Genomic DNA, 18,123 nt, shown 5'->3' with positions numbered 1-18,123 from the left:
TTGTGACTATGGCAGGCAGGTGACCTACTGATAAAGCTCGGCTGCTAGCCTTTTTATGAAATTATAATTTAGCAATTTGATCCCGCAGGTAGCAGGCTAAATCAATAATAAACGGAAGATAAATGAGAAATGAATAAAATGACCAAACTATCAACGACGTAAACTTGGTATACTATAATTGAGAAGAAAATCACAAGTGAAAGGAGCGGTCAGGGTGTTTTCAGAAATCAGTATCTATCAAGTGAAACCCAGTAGTGTTGAGACCTTTGAAGCAGTCATGCAGGAAGCAACAGAGGCAATGAAGGCCATGGAGGGGGCTTTGTTCTTTCGATTAATGAAACGAACCCATTACATCAAAGAAATGAGGACCATCAAGGAAGGTCGCCTGCCAGATCCATTGACGAGAGTCATAAAATGTGTGAAATATGCTCACTATTGGGAGTTTGATAGCGAAGAAAATTATGGCAAAGCTCAAAAAAAGTTGTATGAAAGTTACTGGAAAGCAATGGAGAAATATTTGATCGTTCCCCACGACAAACTATTGGGGGAAGTTCTTGAGTGCTCGCTTTAGTACCAAATGCTCTCCTGCTGAACGGACTTTTTGTTGCAACTGTTAAGAAAGGACAGGGTAGAAATACAACGGACGTTAAAAAAGTCATTTGAACGGTTGAATGGAGAACTGTTAGTTTTTTTTAAAACGCTCTATTACTTGATGGAATCTAAAAGGAGGAAGCCCCGATGGCACAGGTTGCTTTTCATAATTCGTACAAATTAAAAAAAGGCGTTTCAACAGCGGAATTTGTTCGTGTCGTTGAACAATTAAACCGAGAATACATTTCCAAACAAAGAGGATACCTTTCTTTTGAATTATTAGTAGATGGAGAAACTTGGGCGGACATCACCAAGTTCGAAACGAAAGAAGATGCGGAAACATTTGCCCGATGCGGCACGCCTAATGCCTTTGCACAAAAGTTTTATTCATTCATCAATCTAAACAGTTGCACCTCTCACCTATACACCATTGAAAAAACGTTCCAATAACTAGCCACTATGGAATGAACAGCTCAAAAAACAATTCATATGAAAAGAGGAACTTCTTATGACAAAACCAGCAGAATGGTATCAAGGAAAAGCCGGTCGGGCAGAACATTTGGTCTATTTAAATAAGGAAGCCAAAGAGCTTGAGAAACTGATTCACGGTGACAAAACAATGATCATTCGGGGGGCAGCCGGCAGAAAATCACCTTTAGGAGGAAGAGCCAAAATCAACGATCTTGTGTATTTTGTGGAGACCGGCGGCGATTTGACCATCACTCATCGGGGCATCATTGCCAACGTGATTGAATCTGAAAAGATGACGAAAGAAGAATCCATAGATTTTGTAAAACGCTATGAAAAAGAGTTGAATTTATCGAAAAAACAAGTCGATCGATGGGCAGGGAAAAAGTATCTAGCGGTCTATGAAATCGCTGAATTAGAAGAAATAACACCATTTCAGTACAATCGTGAAAAAAATATGGATGATTGGGTCATCACAGATGATATCAACAAAATCAAATTGTAACGTAGCGAAAACCTTAAAAAACGAAGCGCAAAGGAGTTGAGTGGAAGGATGGAAGGCAAAAAGCAATTGTTTCGAGACAAAAACGTGAAACCAACAGAGCAGCTGATTGCAGAATCTTTGGGTGAAGGATATGTCATTTATCAACGTTTTATCGAAACCCTTGAAAACGAGGGCATCTCTCTTATGGATTGGCGCTATTACCAAGATGGAAAAGCGTGGTTGTCCAAAGGCGAATACAAATGGACAACGACTCGTGGAACGAATAAAGTGAAACCAATTTTTTGGCTCTCGATGTGGGAGGACTTCTTCAAAGTCTCCTTTCACTTTAGCGAGAAAGTCCGAACACAGTTATTGTCTTTACCAATCAGTGAAGAGACAAAGGAAACCATTCATAAGGCGCCAACTAATGGCACGAAAATGAAGTTTTTTTCTGTGATTTTTGATGTCGCTAATCCATCACTCTTTGAAGATATCACCGAATTGATCGTGTTCAAAAAAAGTAAATAAAGTAAGAGTATGTTTATTTAACTTGGATAGTCTGATTTTATTACATCTATCAAAAAGGAATCTTTGTTATAGTTTACCCATATTTTAGATTAAGAAAAGTAAAAGTCAATCAGAAGACTCTAAGTTTATCGCCTTTCCTCTGATTGGGTTTTAATATAAGTAACTCTTGGGAAAACCAACGTTAATTTTGATTAGATTATCGGATAAAATTCACAATGAAATAAATTTTACTCGCTAAATATGCTATTATGGGTAAAATATGCTTTAATTACTTTTGAATTGATGGAAGACACATTGGAAAAGGAGAAAAGACAAATGACTATTCAACGAATCACAGCTTGCGTTCAAGTCAAAGGAGACTATCAGAAGTGTTATCATTTTTATACGGAAAAAGTTGGTTTGGTACCAACTTATGGCGATGAGTCAGGTCCTTATACAAGCTTTGCATCGAAGAAAGAGGAGGCGCCTTTTTTTGGTATGTTCCAAGTGGATGCCGTGATCGATCAAATGGAGGGCTATCCGATTTCGGATAATCGGATTTCATCTGATACGCTTTCGGCAACGTTTCACACCACGGATTTTGAAGAAGATTATACGAGAATGAACAATGCTGGTGTAGTGTTTGAAGTGAGTAAAACCGTTTTGGGGGAAGGGGACCAAGCTTTTCATATTGCCTATTTCCGCGATCCAGAAGGAAATTTGCTAAGCTTGGAGGATGGCGGTGTCTAAAGAGTTCACATTCAAAAAGAATCAGAAAAAAACGTAAAGAAAGATTTATCTCATAATTGTTTTGAGATAAATCTTTTTTTATTTGAAATCATTCCTCTATAAAGCGTTCCTTCATCCGCTCCAAGAAAAGTCCAGAGGCTTTTGAAAAAACTTGGGTGTTCTTCCAAATGACTGCAAGATCTGATTCAAGAGTGGGACTCAATTTTCTAAAGCATAAAGGACTGTCAGGGGTGAAGTTGATTAATTTGTCGAGGGTCAATGCATAGCCGATGCCTTCTTCAACCAACTTTGACGCATTGTACACGAGATTATACGTGGCAACGACAGTCAATTTGTTCATGTCTTTTTTCAACCATTTAGAAAGCTCACTGCTGACCAGACTTTGTCGTGAAGTAATCAAGGGAACCTCCCAGAGATCCTTTGGTGTGATGACTTCGTTACTAGCAAGGGGACTGTCTTTTCGCATCAAGACGCCCCAGGTGTCTCTGGTAGGTAAGCGCAAGGAATGGTACTTTTTGACGTCGACGGGGCTGATCACGACGCCAAAACCCAACAATCCTTTGTCCAACCGTTCTTTGACCTCGTCAGCATTGCCACTAAATAAATGAAATTTGATGTTAGGGTATTCAACTTGAATCTCCTTGATGATTTTTCCCAACAGCTGGATCACGCAGGTTTCTCCAGCACCGATCGACACGTTACCGGTAATCGTATCTCGAGGCGACAAAAATTCAGAACGGTTCTTTTCTAACAATTCTACAATTTCTTCCGCCCGCTTACGAAACAAGAGGCCATCTTCCGTCAGCGTAATTTTGCGATTGCCTCTGGTGAACAGCGTGACACCTAATTCTTTTTCTAACTCCATTAACTGTCGTGACAGGGATGGTTGCGAGAGATGCAGATGTTTTGCGGCAGCTGAAATCGTTTCTTTTTCTGCAACTGTTAGAAAGGTGGTTAAACTTTTTAATTCCATAGGTCTATACTCCTTTTTCTATGCTATATATGAATAGTTGGGTATTTGATATTAGTATTTTACATAGAAAGATGCTGCAAGTACAATAGGTTTATCCAAAAATAGCTCAAGCGATCAAGAAAAAACGATCATCCAGACCTTGATCAGTTGAGAAACATTGGAGAATCGCCCTAAGGTACAGGATAGTTGACCGAGAAAGAAGGCGAATGAAATGAAAAAATGGCAAAAGAAGGCCCTTGTGTCTTTAGTTGTGCTGGCACCGTTGGTTTTAGGTGCTTGTAGCAGCAATAATGAGGAGACGAATGAAGAGCCGCAAGCCAGCTCAGGAGGAGAAACGATGACAGAAAATGTTTCATTGACAGATGAATGGGATAAAGTTTTCCCAGAAAGTGACACGGTGAATCACCGAAAAGTGACTTTCCAGAATCGTTACGGGATCACTTTAGTTGCTGATCTTTATGAACCAATTGATGCGCAAGGACCACTTCCAGCAATCGCCGTTAGCGGACCTTTTGGAGCAGTCAAAGAGCAGACATCTGGTCTATATGCGCAAACGATGGCAGAGCGTGGTTTTGTTACGATCGCTTTTGATCCGTCCTATACAGGTGAAAGCGGTGGCGAACCACGCTATGTGGCTTCCCCAGACATTAATACAGAAGATTTTCAAGCAGCCGTCGATTTTCTATCTGTCCAAGAAAACGTAGATGAAGAAAGAATCGGTTTGATCGGGATTTGTGGCTGGGGTGGTCTAGCTTTGAATGCCGCAGCTATCGATACCCGTGTGAAAGCGACTGTTTCTGCCACCATGTATGACATGTCGAGAGTCAATGCTCAAGGGTATTTTGATGCAATGGGGGCTGAAGGACGCCATGAATTGCGCCAGCAGCTGAACGCCCAACGTACAGTTGATTTTGCCAATGGCAGCTACGAACGAGCAGGTGGGGTACCAGATACACTGCCAGAAGATACGCCGGTCTTTATGCAGGATTATTTTGATTATTACAAAACAGAACGAGGCTACCACGAACGTTCCTTGAACTCTAATGATGGTTGGAATGTCACGTCTTCGCTGTCATTCTTAAATATGCCACTTTTGTCTTACATTGATGAGATCCAAAGCGCCGTTTTATTGCTTCATGGAGAAGAAGCCCACTCACTTTACTTCAGTCAAGACGCTTTTGAGCAATTGCAAGGTGATAACAAAGAGCTGACAATTATTCCTAATGCTTCGCATGTTGATCTATACGACCAAACAGAGGTGATTTCTTTTGACCAAATGACCGAATTCTTCCAAGAGCATTTGAATTAAACCGCAACAACCAGCTGCACGACTGTTCAGTCCCGTTTCCTCTGCTGAGCAGTCGTGTTTTAGAAAATAAGCATTCCGTTGCCCGCCGCTACATCGAATCATCAGCAGAAAGGAGCGAAGCCATGCTGATAAAACTCATCCCTGCTGTCTTGCTGCTCCTACTAAGTGCCTGTGGGACAAGTGGGACAGAGGAGAGGCATGCGCTGTCTGACAGCGAAACTTCCTCTGAGGCAAGTCAGGATCATGATCAACCGACGATTGAATCAGCAACAGCTGTGGTCATTACGGTTGGTCAACAGGATTTTATAGCGAAGTTTTATGAAAATGAGGCGTCTGAATACCTAATGAATCAAATGCCCTTCACGTTGACAATGAGTGACTTGAACAATAACGAGAAATATTATCGTTTTTCTGAGAATTTGCCAGAATTGACTACAGAACGGCCGGAGATCATTCACGAAGGAGAAATCATGAGCTGGAATAGTCATACGTTGGTGCTGTTTTATCAGACCTTTACCAATTCTTATGGTGGCTATAGTCGTATCGGCGTTATTGAAGATCCAGCAGGATTAAGAGAAGCGTTGGGGGGAGAGGACGTGGAGGTTGTCTTTTCGCTAGAAAATACTCGTGAGTAACGAATGATTAGGAGAAAAACAAATGACGATCGATCAATTAAACAAACTTATGGCAAGTGGTGAACCCTTACTTGCCGGTTCGCAAGCTTCAAAACAAATGGTGGCTTTGAGTGCTGAGGCGAGAAAACTGACCATGAAAATCAATACGGCTTATCATGAACCTCATGAATTACAAGAACTTTTTGCCCAATTGACTGGGAAAGCAGTTGAACCGACATTTTCGCTTTTTCCGCCTTTTTATACAGATTACGGCAAAAACATCCGCATTGGTAAAGGGGTGTTTCTTAACGCCGGTTGTCATTTTCAAGACCAAGGAGGGATCACGATCGGTGATGATACCCTAATTGGGCATAACGTTGTTCTAGCTACCTTGAATCATGGCCTTCACCCTGAAGATCGTAGCACGCTTTATCCAGCCCCCATTACGATTGGGAAGAATGTCTGGATTGGCTCAAATGCAACGATCGTTGCCGGTGTGACCGTCGGTGACCATGCGATCATTGCTGCTGGGGCAGTGGTGACCAAAGATGTCGCTGAACGCACGATCGTGGCTGGTGTACCTGCAAACTATGTCAAAGAGGTCACTGAGTAAGCACAATAGCAATGAGTAAGAAAAAAACTGCTGTTCGCCTTGTCGCTTTTGAAGCGATGAAGACGAACAGCAGTTTTCTTATTCTTGAGGCGGCTCGCTCGTATTGGAACCGGCGAAGTTTTCGATCAACGATTTCACATCAAGACCAAGGGTTTCTTTCAAAGTTTCTTGTGTGGTCGATAAGAGATTGGTGGCGTAATTGGTGACACGATTGGCACCGCCGCCTTCGCTTGATCCTATATCAACGACCGAAATTTTATCGATATTGCCTAATGGGGCGGCAGCCTCTTTGACTAATTGCGGCATGATCTCAACGATCATGCTAAGGATCGCTGCTTCATCATATTTCTTGAAGGCTTCAGCGATTTTTTCCTTCGTTTCAGCTTCCGCCGTTCCTTTCGCCAAGGTCGTCTCGGCTTCTGCCAAACCAATCAGACGAATCTTATCGGCTTCAGCTTTTGCCAACGACTCTGTTCGAAACTGCTCAGCTTCAGTGGTTGCTAACGCAGACGCTTTTTTCGCTAATGCTTCTTGTTCAAGCGCATAACGATCGGCATCGGCTTTTTTCTTGATCTCAGAATCAAATTGGCGTTCACGACGCAAGATTTCTTTTTCTTCCAATTCGATTTGTTTTTGTCGTTCAACGACTTCAACTTCAATCTCTTGTTCTCGAACTTTTTGTTTCATGATGGCACTTTGCAGATGATAGGCTTGATCGGCATCGGCTTTGGCGATGTCTTGTTCTTTCTTATAAAGCGCCAACTTCAATTCTTTTTCCTTTAATGCTTCAGCGATTTCGGTCATGCGTTTTGATTCCGCTGTTTGCGATTCTTGTTCCGATTGGGCTTTTTTGATGCGGGTTTCTTTCAGCGCTTCGGCTTCTGCAATTTCAGCATCCCGTTTGACTTGGGCGATTCTAGGTTTTCCAAGAGAATCTAAATAGCCATTTTTGTCTCGTACTTCTTTGATCGTAAAGGAGACAATGATCAAGCCCATTTTCGCTAGATCGACAGAGGCCACTTCTTGCACGCTTTGGCTGAATTTGTCGCGATTTTGATAGATTTCTTCGACGGTCATCGAACCAAGGATCGAACGCAGGTGACCTTCCAAGACTTCTCGTGCCTCATTTTCTAATTCTTCACGGGTTTTTCCTAGAAACTGTTCCGCTGCCGTTGCGATTTCTTCTACGGATGAGCCAATCTTGATAATGGAAGTTCCATCACACATAACGGGAACTCCTTGTTCCGTATATACTTCTGGTGTTGAAACATCCAGCTTGCTGGAAAGTAAGCTGATTCGGTTTGATCGTTGGAACACTGGCAAAACAAAGGCTCCGCCACCACGCACGATTTTGATTTTGTTATTGCTCTCATCCGCATGAACATTTTTGTTGCCAAGGTAACTTCCGCTGATAATCAACGCTTCATCGGGCTTGGCTGTTTGATATTTCGTGACAAAGATGATCAAAAGCATCAGTAAAATGAACGCCACGATTGCGATCGGAAAGACAATTGGTGATAAGAAAATATCCATAGATGCACCTCTTTAGTGATTTATTTTAGTTGTCCAAAAATTTTTCTGTATAGGGAACGACGTAGCAAATACGCTCTTTGACTTCAATAATCAACACTTTTGATCCTGCTGCTAATGGTTCATCGATAGGTTGAAAAGCCGAGGCTGGACGATTACTTGAACCAGTGACACTTGTGAGTTGAATTTCACCCATTCCTTCACAAGGAATCGGCGTCAGCACCGTTGCGATTCGACCTTCAAAGTCTTTCTCGGAACTCGAAAGCGTCGCTTCAGCATTCCTCATGGGAATCAGCACGTAAAAATTCAAGAGAAAAACGAGCCCTGTAGAAAGACAAGCGCTACCAATGAAAAGCATCATCGAATAGCCTGGGAAAATAGTTTCCCCTAAGTAACCGAAAAGACTCGTAAAGGCAAACCAGGGGATGATCAACATCGGATCAATTGGACCATCAAAATCGAAGATATCGCCAAACAGAAGCAGCAAAAAGGCTAAAATGGCACAGCCAATCAATACATACAAATAAATCTGATCAGGTGCATAAGTGTGCAGCACGTATCCACCTCCTTTCAAATAGAGTGATTTGTAAGAACAATGAAAGCTAAGAAACAATCGGAAGAAGAACGAGGGAAGGAAAAGAACGGAATAGGTGTTCTGTTATAATTATACCAATAAATAATAAAAAAACTTAAATAAAATAGTAAAATTGAACAAATAGTACAACAAAGGGAGGTTTATTTTTTTGAAAGAGTCGATCAAAAATCAGCTTTTTTTAACCAGCCATTGACAAACCAGGAAAATCAAAGTAGATTAAATCAGGGTACTAGAAAAAGGCAAAATCAGCTGCTGATGATTTGAATCGTAAGAGGCAGCTTTTATTTTCTATTACCATAGATCGAAGGTAGTTGTTCGCAAACATAAAAGAAGTCAGGAACACTTCTTTTCAACCGACAGTATTGCTAAGAAATAGAGGTGGAATCGATGGATCAAAAAGAAAAAATGTTAGAACTAATCAAGAAAAAACAAGGCGGTGGCCGTTCAAAAAAAATGGAATCCCCAAAAAACGATCGAAAAAACATGCGTAAAGGCCCGAAAATTTATAATAAGTAAGGCGATGCATTAGAAACATGAAATGGTTGATGAAAAAAAAGAGAGAAGGACAGGATTTCTGTCTTTCTCTCTTTTTTATTTACTCTTGAGAATCCACGTACAACTCACTCAAAGCTGGCAGATCATGGACTTGGTATTTTGCTTTAAAAGCTGCGATTTCTTCAGGGCTGAAGCGGTTCGGATCAAGTTTCAGTTCTTCGACAGGAAGAGGTCGTTCGTTAGCGATCTTGACATCGATCACCACAGGTCCGTGGCTTTCTTTAGCTTGTGTAAAGACGGATGCTAATTCTTCTTCCTTCGTTACCGTGAAGCCTTTCGCACCCAATGCTTCCCCAACTTTACCAAAATCAGCACCGGCTAGTTGGACACCGAACTTGGTTTGCTCGGTATCTTCTTGCTCCGCTTCAATGAAGCCGAATGAGTCATTGGAAAAGACCACGTTGATGATTGGCAAATCATATTTCACTTGGGTGATGATGTCTTGCATTTGCATCGCAAAACCGCCATCCCCACTAAAGGTAAATACTTGGCGATTCGGATAGCTCAATTGAGCTGCGATCCCACCAGGTACACCATTGCCCATTGTCGCAAACCAGCCAGACGTTGTGAAACGCTGTTCACCCGTCATTTCTAAATGACGGATACTGTGGATCGTCACATTACCAACATCCGTGACAAACAGGGCATCAGGAGCTGCAATCCGGTTAATTTCTCGATAGACAGGTTCAGGACGCAAAGGAACTTGCGAATCATGGTAAAAACGATGGCGCCATTCATGCCAATTGCGACAGTTTTCTTGATTGGCTTTTAACCAAGCATCTGCAGGACGAGGGGCTGCCATCTCTGTCCATTTTCTAAGAGCGGTCGCACCATCTCCTAAAACGGAGACATCCGTCTGATGACGACGACCAAATTTCGAGGCGTCGATATCAACTTGGACAAAGTTGGCACCAGGATTGAAAAAGCGGCGGCCAAAAGGGAAGTCACTGCCGACAAAAACGATGAGATCGGCTTCTGCCAAAGCTTCATTGGCAGGTTTTGTCGCAACCCGTCCAGCAAATCCAAGAAAGTTTTCATAAAGATCAGGCACGATGCCTTTGGCTAAGACAGAAGCTGCGATAGGCATCGAGAAATGCTTAGAAAAAGCATCGATGGCATCAAAATGACCAAAGAGACCTTGTCCGATATAAAGGACGGGTTTTTTTGCTTGTTCAAAATAAGGAAGGGCAGCCTGTAAATCCTCTTCATCAGGCTGGAGAACACCTGTCTTATGATTTTTTGCGGTTGCAATCTCCTGTTTGTCGATTTCTGCAAACCCGTAATCGACTGGGATCGTTACCACAGCCACTCCTTTAAATTTGTAAGCTGCTTTAATGGCTTCGTCCACCACGTGGGGCAAACTTTCAGGGGACATGACCGTGCGATTGTAGATACTGACATCAGCGAACATCGGATTTTCATTCATTTCTTGAAAATCATTGTAGTTCATCGAGCTCGAAGCTACTTGTCCTAACAAGGCAACGACGGGCACGTTATCCATTTGAGCATCATATAAGCCATTGATCAAATGGGTGGCACCCGGACCAGCAGAACCAAAAACCGCACCGACTTTTCCCGTTAGCTTGGCATCAGCCGCTGCTGCCAGCGCACCCGCTTCTTCATGACGTACTTGAATATACTTGACCGATTGCCGTTCATGGTACAAAGCATCCATCGTTGAGTTGAAAGAGCCACCGGGGATTCCATAGATATGGTCGATGCCCCAAGCTTCAAAAACCTTGATCATTGCTGTACCAGCATTGATTTTTGTCATTTTCTTCACTCGCTTTCTCTGTTGTCATTCGTTCTCTTTTAAGTATAAACGTTTCTCAAAAAGACAACAAAGAATGCGCCTTCTGTCACAAGGCGCAGTGAAAGACTTATTTTAGGAAATGAACGACTCAGTTGCGCAGCTCTTGCACGAATCGGCTGGCGATCTCTTTTGGTCGGGTGATGGCACCACCAACCACGATACCCGTCACACCCATATCTTGGATTTTCTTTGCTTGTTTCGGGGTGTGGATCTTGCCTTCGGCTATCACTGGAACCTTTGCCGCAACCAATTGCTGGATCAATTGATAATCTGGTTCGTCAATGGTGGGACTATTCGCCGTATAGCCGGACAAAGTTGTACCTACAAAATCGACACCCGCTTCAAAGGCATTGATACCTTCCTCATAGGTGGCGATATCTGCCATGAGTAGTTGATGGGGATAGAGAGTTTTGATTTGTTTGATAAAGGCACTGACCATCAAGCCATCGTGACGTTTGCGCAAGGTGCAGTCCAAAGCGATCACCGCAATCTGTAAAGCTGCTAATTCGTGCACCTCTTTGATGGTCGCTGTGATAAATGGTTCTTCAGGTGGATAGTCTTTTTTGATGATTCCGATGATCGGCAGATCAACAGCGGCTTGGATCTCGCGAATATCGCGAACGGAATTGGCACGGATGCCAACAGCTCCAGCTTCTTGAGCTGCTTTTGCCAATAGGGGCATGACACCGCCGTTTTCGGTATATAAGGGTTCTCCAGGCAATGCTTGACAAGAAACAACCAACCCGCCCTTGATTTGTTGGGTAAAGACTTCTTTTTCCATTTATATGACACTTCCCATTCTGATAAAGGTTCGTTTCTCCCTTCGACTATATCATGAGGTTTTTTGCTTGTAAATGAATCAACACCTCTTTGAATCAAAGATAAGACATTCAAAAAAAGTGCAGCAAGCATCACTGTCAAGGATACTTGCTGCACGTAACGAATAGGCTAGGCAGATTTTTTATTCTGCTTGTTTTGACGTGCATTGCTTGAACTTTTCAAAATCGATCGTTTGATTAGCAGGCAGCACTTCGTATTGCAATCGTTCTGTTTCTTCATCGTGAATGATATGGAGGATTTTTCCTTCGTCATCTACTGGTCCCAGACTGATGATCGTAAAGCGTTCATTGATGACTTCTAAATTTTGTAGAACCCCAGAAAACACTTTGCGAATATGATGGGCGGTCTTGATTTTTTTGTCCGCTTTTTCAACAGCCTTGGCCAACGTAAAGCCTTCATCTAAAAACGTTTTGATCATTTCCACTTTGACGACCGTGGGCAGTCGGTATTTTCGTGGGGCATTTTCTTCTTGTGGGACCGATTGAATAAATCCTTTTTGTTCCCAATAACGCAATTGGCGAGGGGAGATATCACACATTTGGCTAAGTTCGCTGATGCCGACCAACAAGTTTTCATTATCAACGAGTTTTCGAAAAAGATGAGACATACGGACTCCATTCTTGTAAAGGTATTTGTTAATATTGTAACTTGTTTTACTTTTATGTCAAGTAGGTTGACAAATGTTAGGGAAAGATTTAAAGTAAAGAAGGTTTTATGAAAAATATACTGAAAAGAGTGTGAAATATGTCAACGAGTCGTCCTTTAGATATCTACGGCAAACCTTACAACCGTTCCTTACTGGTCATGGTTTTGCTGATCGGTACGTTTTGTACTGTTTTGAACCAAACATTGTTAACAACGGCTTTTCCAACTTTGATGGATGCCTTTGACATCTCAGCATCTGATGTTCAATGGCTGACCACTGGTTTCTTGCTGGTCAATGGGATCATGATCCCGATCACCGCATGGCTGATCAACAAGTTCAGCTCGAGAAGTCTTTACTTAACGGCAATGAGCATCTTCCTTGCAGGAACGATCGCTTGTTTTGCTGCACCGAACTTTTCTACATTATTGATTGGCCGCTTAGTGCAAGCTGCCGGTGTAGGGATCTCGATGCCGCTTTTGCAAAATATCATGTTGTCGATCTTCCCACCAGAAAAACGCGGTTCAGCCATGGGCATGTCAGGAATCGTTATTGGGTTAGCACCAGCCCTAGGCCCAACGTTATCTGGTTGGATCATTGATCATTATGACTGGCGCTATTTGTTCGGAATGGTCATTCCGATCGTCGTTTTAGTCTTAGTCTTAGCGCTCTTTCTAATGAAGAGTGTGATTGAATTGTCGCATCCGAAAATCGATCTGTTCTCAGCGATTTTATCAACCCTTGGTTTTGGTACATTGCTCTATGGCTTTTCAAGCGTCGGCGACAAAGGGTGGGGCAGTATGGAAGTAATCGGTTTTCTAGCAGCCGGTGTCTTTTTCATTGCTTTCTTTGCATGGCGTCAATTGCACATTGAGCATCCATTCTTAGAGTTGCGCGTGTTCAAATCAACGACCTTTACCTTGGCGTCGATCCTTTCAGGGGTCACGAATATGGCGATGATCGGTGCTGAAATGGTTCTCCCATTGTATATCCAAAACATTCGTGGTGAATCAGCGTTTCATTCAGGATTGATGTTATTACCAGGTGCGTTGATCATGGGGATCATGATGCCGATCACTGGTGCGATCTTTGATAAGTATGGTGCAAAACGTTTAGCTATCACCGGGATGTTTATCTTGACTGCCGCAACCTTACCATTTGCTTTCTTAACAAAAGATACACCGATTTTGCATATCATCATTCTTTATGGGATTCGGATGTTCGGGATCTCAATGGTGATGATGCCAGTAACGACTTCAGGAATGAATGCCTTACCTGGTCATTTGATCAGTCACGGTACCGCGGTAAACAATACGTTCCGTCAAGTAGCCAGCTCAATTGGTACGGCTATCTTGATCAGTGTCTTGACGAACGTCACCAAGGGCAACTTGCCAAGTGATTCTTTGCTGGATGCAACGCCTTTGGCATACAAAGAAAAAGCAATTGAAGCGACTTTATCTGGCTACCATGCCGCCTTTTATGTGGCAGCGGTCTTTAGCTTCTTAGGATTCTTGATCGCCTTCTCCTTAAAGAAAAAAGAACCACGATTGACGGTTCTTGAAGGAGGTGCGGACAAATGATCTTGCTTTTGATCGTTCTTAGCGTGTTAGGGTTTGCGGTACTGAATGTCTTTGCCAAAAACAAGCTGCAAACAGGTTTATCATTGGTCTTAGGTCTAGTCTTCGTGGCAAGTGTCGTCGCATTGATGGCCAATTTGACCTATCATTTTGGAATGGAAAAAGAAACGACTGCTAAAACAACCCCACTGGTTTCTAGTGCCGATAACGAGAATTTTGATTTGCTATTGTATCAGCCATTAGGAGATGGTACGGAAAAAATCTACCTGTATAAAACGGATGCTGATCAAGAGGAACCAAAACAAACCGGTACTGATAAAGTGACCAATGTCGTGGAAACAGGGGCTGATTCAGCTCAATTAGAAACAAAAACGACGCGCTGGGTCTATAAAAGTGACCTATCACGCTTCTTGTTCGGAATCGCTGATAACGATGGCCAATATGTCAGCCGTACCAATACGTTCTCATTGCCAGATTCATGGGAAGTCTTGAGTGTGGATCAAGCAAAAAAACTGGCTTCTTTAGCGAAAGAACAAGCGGACACCATGAAAACACAAGGACAAGCCTATGTTCAAGAAAAAATGCAAGCTGCATTAATGGCTGATCCAACTATGGATGAGGCAGCCCAAAAAGCAAAAATCGCTGAATTGACAGAAGCTTATCAAAAAGAAGCGATGGCAAAACTGCTGGAAGAAGCAAAAAAGTAAAAACGAGCAGATAGTCAGGGGACGGAAGAATCCAATCGGATTCTTCTGTCCCTTTTTTATATGGAACGTGATACTTTTGAAAAACGGCTACCACTAAAAAAAATCCCACACACTAGAAGTGAGTGGGATTTTCTTTAGTCAAATGAGCACGCGGCAATCCGGTCGAAAGCTTCTTTTAACAAGTCTAACGATTGGGTGGCAGCTAAGCGAACATAGCCATCGCCGGTCGTTTCTCCAAAGGCTTTCCCAGGGATCATCAGCACACTGGTTTCTTTTAATAATTTCTCGACAAAGCTGACAGAGTCCAAGCCCGTTTGTTCAATGTTGATAAAGGCATACATGCTTCCTTTGACTGGGGATAAGGAAAGGAAGGGAATCTCAGCAACCCGTTGTTCAATGTAAGTCAGTCGTTCCGTAAAGACAGCAACCACTTGGGGCACGAGGGTATCATAGTGGTTCAATGCGTAAATACCTGCCCGTTGTGAAGGAGTTGGTGCCGAATAGGCGATCGCCTCATTGATCAGTTTTGCCGTAAGATTGATCGATTCAGGTGCGATCATGTAACCGATCCGCCAGCCAGTCATGGCAAAGGCTTTTGAGAAACTGCTGAATGTGATGGTGTTCTCAGGTGCGAAGGCTGCCATCGGTACAAAGGTGTCATCAAAGCAAAAGGCTTCATAGACTTCATCTGAGAGGATTAGTAAGTCATGTTCAATGGCAACTGCTGCGATTTTTTCAAAAGTTTCTGGAGAAAAAACAGCACCAGTAGGATTGTTGGGTGAATTGATAATGATTGCCCGGGTTTTCTCAGTGATAGCGGCCTTTAAGACCTCGACGTCGATTTGAAAGCCATCTTTTTCAAAGGTCGGAATAAAGACTGGCACACCACCGACTAGTTCGACTTGTTGTTTGTAAGGGGAAAAATACGGTTCGTGAATAATCACTTCATCACCGGGATCAATGATGGCAGCCAAAGCTAAGTACATGCCATGCAATGCACCGACAGTTCCTCGTACTTGGCTAGGAGAAAAAGTAAGCTGGTATTGCTTTTGATAAAAATCAACGACAGTTTGGATAAAATCAACACTGCCGTCTGAAGCGGTGTATTTTGTATGACCCGCTTTGACGTCAGCAAAAGCTGCATCAATGATTGTCGCATCTGTAATCAAATCAGGATCACCAATCGACAAATCAATCAAATTCGGGGTTTTCTTCGCAAGAGTGGCGATCTCCATTAAAAGATTTTCTTCTGGTTGTAAAAAACGTTCTGCAATCAACGGACGGTTCATTTTGTCATCTCCAATTTCTATAAAACTTTGCTTAAAAAATCCTGTGTCCGCGCATTTTGCGGATGCTCAAAGATTTGTTCTGGTGTTCCTTGTTCTTGAATGATACCGTCAGCCATAAAGATGACACGATCGGCAACTTCTTTAGCGAAGCCCATTTCGTGGGTAACGACCACCATCGTCATGCCTTTTTCAGCTAAAGCTTGCATGACCGTCAACACTTCTCCGACCATTTCTGGGTCCAATGCTGAGGTTGGTTCGTCAAAGAGCATTACATCAGGATCCATTGCCAACGCTCTAGCAATAGCCACCCGTTGCTGCTGCCCGCCAGAAAGGCTAGAGGGGTAACTATCCGCTTTTTCAGCTAAGCCAACTTGCTCCAGCAATCCTTTCGCTGTCTCTTCGGCAGCGGCTTGCTCTTGCTGTTTGACTTTGATCGGGCTGATAGTCAGATTCTCTAAGACCGTTTTATGAGGGAATAGATTGAAGCTTTGAAAAACCATTCCCATTTTTTGACGGATCTGATCGATTTTCACCCCTTTTGCCAATAAATCGTTGCCTTCGAAGGTGATTTTCCCACCGGTCGGCTGTTCAAGAAGGTTCAAGCAGCGTAAGAAAGTACTTTTTCCACTTCCTGAGGGTCCGATGATCACAACGACTTCACCAGGTGTCACTTCAAGATCGATTTCTTTTAAGACGGTATTCTCGCCAAATGTTTTCACTAATTTTTCAACTTTAATCACTAGTTTTCATTCTCCTTTCAGCAACACCCAAGAGACGTGAGAGGGCGAAGGTCAATACAAAGTAGATCAATGATACGATAACGTATGGTAAAAATGGTTTGAAGCTGGCCCCTTGAACGACGCCTGTTTGGAAAATCAGTTCAGACACACCGATCACCGATACGACCGAAGACTCTTTGATGACCGTGACAAATTCATTTCCTAAAGCAGGCAAGATGTTTTTGATGGCTTGCGGGAAAATGATGAAGCGCATCGCTTGGATCTGATTCATGCCTAATGAACGAGCGGCTTCCAGCTGTCCTTTATTGACGGCATTGATCCCAGAACGAATGATTTCTGCCACATAGGCGGCACTGTTTAGTGCTAAGGCAATACAGCCAGCAGCTAACTTCGAAAGCTCTAAGCCTAACACGCCTGTTCCAAAGTATACAATAAATATTTGTACTAACAAAGGTGTTCCCCGAACATATTCAATATAGACAGCGGCAATGACTTTCAATGCTTTTGACTTAGAAAGCTTCATAAAGGCTAACAAGCTGCCACCGATAGAGCCGAATAATACCCCAACCAAGGCTAGGAAGATCGTATAGCCAGTTCCAGTGATGTAAAAAGGCAGATATTTTTCCCAAAAGCTTTGCTCTTCATCGATCGTGCCTTCTTCGGTAAACATCAATCGATAGGCATCTTCTTTGTATTGGCTTAAAAGATCATTACTAATGATAGTTTCAATGGAGGAATTGAGTTTTTCCAGTAAAACTGGCGCTTCTTTCGAGATGGCGATCGCGGTCTCCTTCACGCCGTTTTCAAACGTGACATTTTCGGCTAATGCCAAGGTATCATTCGCCGTCACATAAGCTTCAGCGACGGGACCTTCCATCACGATCGCATCGATCTTGCGTGATTTTAGATTGGTGATCAAATCAGGCACCCTTTGCAAAGAGGTGACGGTCGAGCCAGTCAATTCTGTATTTGCCAGCTCTTCTTGTGTGGTTTGTCGTTGTGCACCGACAGCTACACCATCAAAATCAGCCGTCGATTGGAAACGATCCGCGTCTTCTGCTCGAACCAGGACGGTCTGTTGGACTTCCATATAGGTGTCAGTGAAATTGACTTCTTTACGGCGCTCATCCGTAGCAGCCATTCCAGAGATGACGACATCGATTTTGCCCGTTTTTAGAGCCCCTAACAGCGCGTCGAACCCAAGCTCCTCAATCTTCAGATCGACCCCTAAGTCATCTGCAATTTTTTGGGCAATCGAGATATCGATCCCCACGATTTCATTTTTTCCATCAACATTGGCACGGAATTCATATGGTGCATAATCGGCAGACAAACCCACGACCAATACACCATTTTCTTTGACTTTTTCATAGATTGGATCGGTTTCTTCTGCATGTGCTTGTCCGACAAAGAAAAACGGCAGCAACGCTGTGATGATCCCTAATAAAACAGTACCCTTACTAAACCTTTTCATGTAAACGCCCCTTTAACTTTTTCTGCGCATCTATTAAAAATGCAAATAATA

20 protein-coding genes are annotated in these 18,123 nt (G+C 42.9%); 11 read left to right on the top strand and 9 right to left on the bottom strand.

Annotated features, from left to right (window positions below; genetic code table 11):
* Nucleotides 1-196: 196 nt before the first annotated feature.
* From IGI69_RS09130 to IGI69_RS09110, 5 genes are all read left to right on the top strand, one after another.
* Nucleotides 197-571 carry a hypothetical protein gene (locus IGI69_RS09130; protein ID WP_438740560.1) on the top strand — a complete coding sequence of 125 codons (375 nt, stop codon included), beginning with the start codon at nucleotides 197-199 and terminating at the stop codon, nucleotides 569-571.
* A 167-nt stretch (nucleotides 572-738) separates the two neighbouring features.
* The gene (locus IGI69_RS09125; RefSeq protein WP_015509867.1) at nucleotides 739-1,041 is read left to right on the top strand and encodes an antibiotic biosynthesis monooxygenase family protein; all 303 of its coding nucleotides are present in this window, start codon (nucleotides 739-741) and stop codon (nucleotides 1,039-1,041) included.
* A 58-nt stretch (nucleotides 1,042-1,099) separates the two neighbouring features.
* A complete protein-coding gene (locus IGI69_RS09120; protein WP_005230093.1) occupies nucleotides 1,100-1,564 on the top strand; it encodes a hypothetical protein in 465 nt (154 codons plus the stop codon).
* A 48-nt stretch (nucleotides 1,565-1,612) separates the two neighbouring features.
* A complete protein-coding gene (locus IGI69_RS09115; protein WP_167821933.1) occupies nucleotides 1,613-2,071 on the top strand; it encodes a DUF3788 domain-containing protein in 459 nt (152 codons plus the stop codon).
* A 315-nt stretch (nucleotides 2,072-2,386) separates the two neighbouring features.
* A complete protein-coding gene (locus tag IGI69_RS09110) occupies nucleotides 2,387-2,800 on the top strand; it encodes a VOC family protein (protein WP_034858575.1) in 414 nt (137 codons plus the stop codon).
* A gap of 88 nt (nucleotides 2,801-2,888) precedes the next feature.
* On the opposite strand, the gene IGI69_RS09105 is transcribed toward IGI69_RS09110, so the two are convergent.
* Nucleotides 2,889-3,773, bottom strand: coding sequence for a LysR family transcriptional regulator (locus tag IGI69_RS09105; protein ID WP_438740556.1), 885 nt, complete (start codon nucleotides 3,771-3,773; stop codon nucleotides 2,889-2,891).
* A 211-nt stretch (nucleotides 3,774-3,984) separates the two neighbouring features.
* Here IGI69_RS09105 and IGI69_RS09100 point away from each other — a divergent pair, with 211 nt between their 5' ends.
* The 3 genes from IGI69_RS09100 to IGI69_RS09090 all read left to right on the top strand — a co-directional run bounded on the left by IGI69_RS09100 (nucleotide 3,985) and on the right by IGI69_RS09090 (nucleotide 6,309).
* Nucleotides 3,985-5,082 (top strand): alpha/beta hydrolase, encoded by a 1,098-nt coding sequence (locus IGI69_RS09100; RefSeq protein ID WP_438740554.1) that lies wholly within the window; start codon nucleotides 3,985-3,987, stop codon nucleotides 5,080-5,082.
* A gap of 122 nt (nucleotides 5,083-5,204) precedes the next feature.
* Entirely contained in the window at nucleotides 5,205-5,717 is a 513-nt protein-coding gene (locus IGI69_RS09095) for a cyclophilin-like fold protein (protein WP_438740552.1), read from the top strand.
* Nucleotides 5,718-5,739: 22 nt separating this feature from the next.
* The gene (locus tag IGI69_RS09090) at nucleotides 5,740-6,309 is read left to right on the top strand and encodes a sugar O-acetyltransferase (RefSeq protein WP_438740550.1); all 570 of its coding nucleotides are present in this window, start codon (nucleotides 5,740-5,742) and stop codon (nucleotides 6,307-6,309) included.
* Nucleotides 6,310-6,387: 78 nt separating this feature from the next.
* Here IGI69_RS09090 and IGI69_RS09085 read toward each other — a convergent pair whose 3' ends face one another.
* Nucleotides 6,388-7,842 carry a flotillin family protein gene (locus IGI69_RS09085; protein ID WP_438740548.1) on the bottom strand — a complete coding sequence of 485 codons (1,455 nt, stop codon included), beginning with the start codon at nucleotides 7,840-7,842 and terminating at the stop codon, nucleotides 6,388-6,390.
* Nucleotides 7,843-7,867: 25 nt separating this feature from the next.
* A complete protein-coding gene (locus tag IGI69_RS09080; protein WP_016611105.1) occupies nucleotides 7,868-8,413 on the bottom strand; it encodes an NfeD family protein in 546 nt (181 codons plus the stop codon).
* Between the two features lie 408 nt (nucleotides 8,414-8,821).
* Between IGI69_RS09080 and IGI69_RS09075 the strand changes: the two genes are divergently transcribed.
* A complete protein-coding gene (locus IGI69_RS09075; RefSeq protein ID WP_005236316.1) occupies nucleotides 8,822-8,950 on the top strand; it encodes a hypothetical protein in 129 nt (42 codons plus the stop codon).
* 79 nt (nucleotides 8,951-9,029) lie between these two features.
* On the opposite strand, the gene spxB is transcribed toward IGI69_RS09075, so the two are convergent.
* From spxB to IGI69_RS09060, 3 genes are all read right to left on the bottom strand, one after another.
* Nucleotides 9,030-10,763, bottom strand: coding sequence for a pyruvate oxidase (gene spxB, locus IGI69_RS09070; RefSeq protein WP_438740545.1), 1,734 nt, complete (start codon nucleotides 10,761-10,763; stop codon nucleotides 9,030-9,032).
* Nucleotides 10,764-10,890: 127 nt separating this feature from the next.
* Nucleotides 10,891-11,583, bottom strand: coding sequence for an N-acetylmannosamine-6-phosphate 2-epimerase (locus IGI69_RS09065; protein WP_438740543.1), 693 nt, complete (start codon nucleotides 11,581-11,583; stop codon nucleotides 10,891-10,893).
* A gap of 180 nt (nucleotides 11,584-11,763) precedes the next feature.
* Entirely contained in the window at nucleotides 11,764-12,249 is a 486-nt protein-coding gene (locus IGI69_RS09060; protein WP_005230125.1) for a MerR family transcriptional regulator, read from the bottom strand.
* Nucleotides 12,250-12,386: 137 nt separating this feature from the next.
* Here IGI69_RS09060 and IGI69_RS09055 point away from each other — a divergent pair, with 137 nt between their 5' ends.
* Both IGI69_RS09055 and IGI69_RS09050 read left to right on the top strand, forming a co-directional pair.
* Nucleotides 12,387-13,865 carry an MDR family MFS transporter gene (locus IGI69_RS09055; protein WP_010749631.1) on the top strand — a complete coding sequence of 493 codons (1,479 nt, stop codon included), beginning with the start codon at nucleotides 12,387-12,389 and terminating at the stop codon, nucleotides 13,863-13,865.
* Nucleotides 13,862-14,569, top strand: a complete 708-nt coding sequence (locus IGI69_RS09050; protein ID WP_005230129.1) for a DUF4811 domain-containing protein — start codon at nucleotides 13,862-13,864, stop codon at nucleotides 14,567-14,569. The genes IGI69_RS09055 and IGI69_RS09050 overlap by 4 nt, the downstream gene beginning before the upstream one ends.
* Nucleotides 14,570-14,703: 134 nt before the next feature.
* Here IGI69_RS09050 and IGI69_RS09045 read toward each other — a convergent pair whose 3' ends face one another.
* From IGI69_RS09045 to IGI69_RS09035, 3 genes are read right to left on the bottom strand one after another with little or no spacing between them, the layout of a single operon-like run.
* Nucleotides 14,704-15,858 carry a pyridoxal phosphate-dependent aminotransferase gene (locus IGI69_RS09045; RefSeq protein WP_438740541.1) on the bottom strand — a complete coding sequence of 385 codons (1,155 nt, stop codon included), beginning with the start codon at nucleotides 15,856-15,858 and terminating at the stop codon, nucleotides 14,704-14,706.
* A 17-nt stretch (nucleotides 15,859-15,875) separates the two neighbouring features.
* The gene (locus IGI69_RS09040) at nucleotides 15,876-16,598 is read right to left on the bottom strand and encodes an amino acid ABC transporter ATP-binding protein (protein ID WP_005230134.1); all 723 of its coding nucleotides are present in this window, start codon (nucleotides 16,596-16,598) and stop codon (nucleotides 15,876-15,878) included.
* Nucleotides 16,591-18,072 carry an ABC transporter substrate-binding protein/permease gene (locus IGI69_RS09035; RefSeq protein ID WP_438740539.1) on the bottom strand — a complete coding sequence of 494 codons (1,482 nt, stop codon included), beginning with the start codon at nucleotides 18,070-18,072 and terminating at the stop codon, nucleotides 16,591-16,593. Before IGI69_RS09035 ends, IGI69_RS09040 begins: the two co-directional genes overlap by 8 nt.
* Nucleotides 18,073-18,123: the final 51 nt, after the last annotated feature.

This window comes from Enterococcus sp. DIV1083b (assembly GCF_051713705.1).
Lineage (GTDB): Bacteria > Bacillota > Bacilli > Lactobacillales > Enterococcaceae > Enterococcus_D > Enterococcus_D casseliflavus.
The sequence above is the reverse complement of the archived record's forward strand: the minus strand, read 5'-3'. Positions and strand labels throughout refer to the sequence as shown.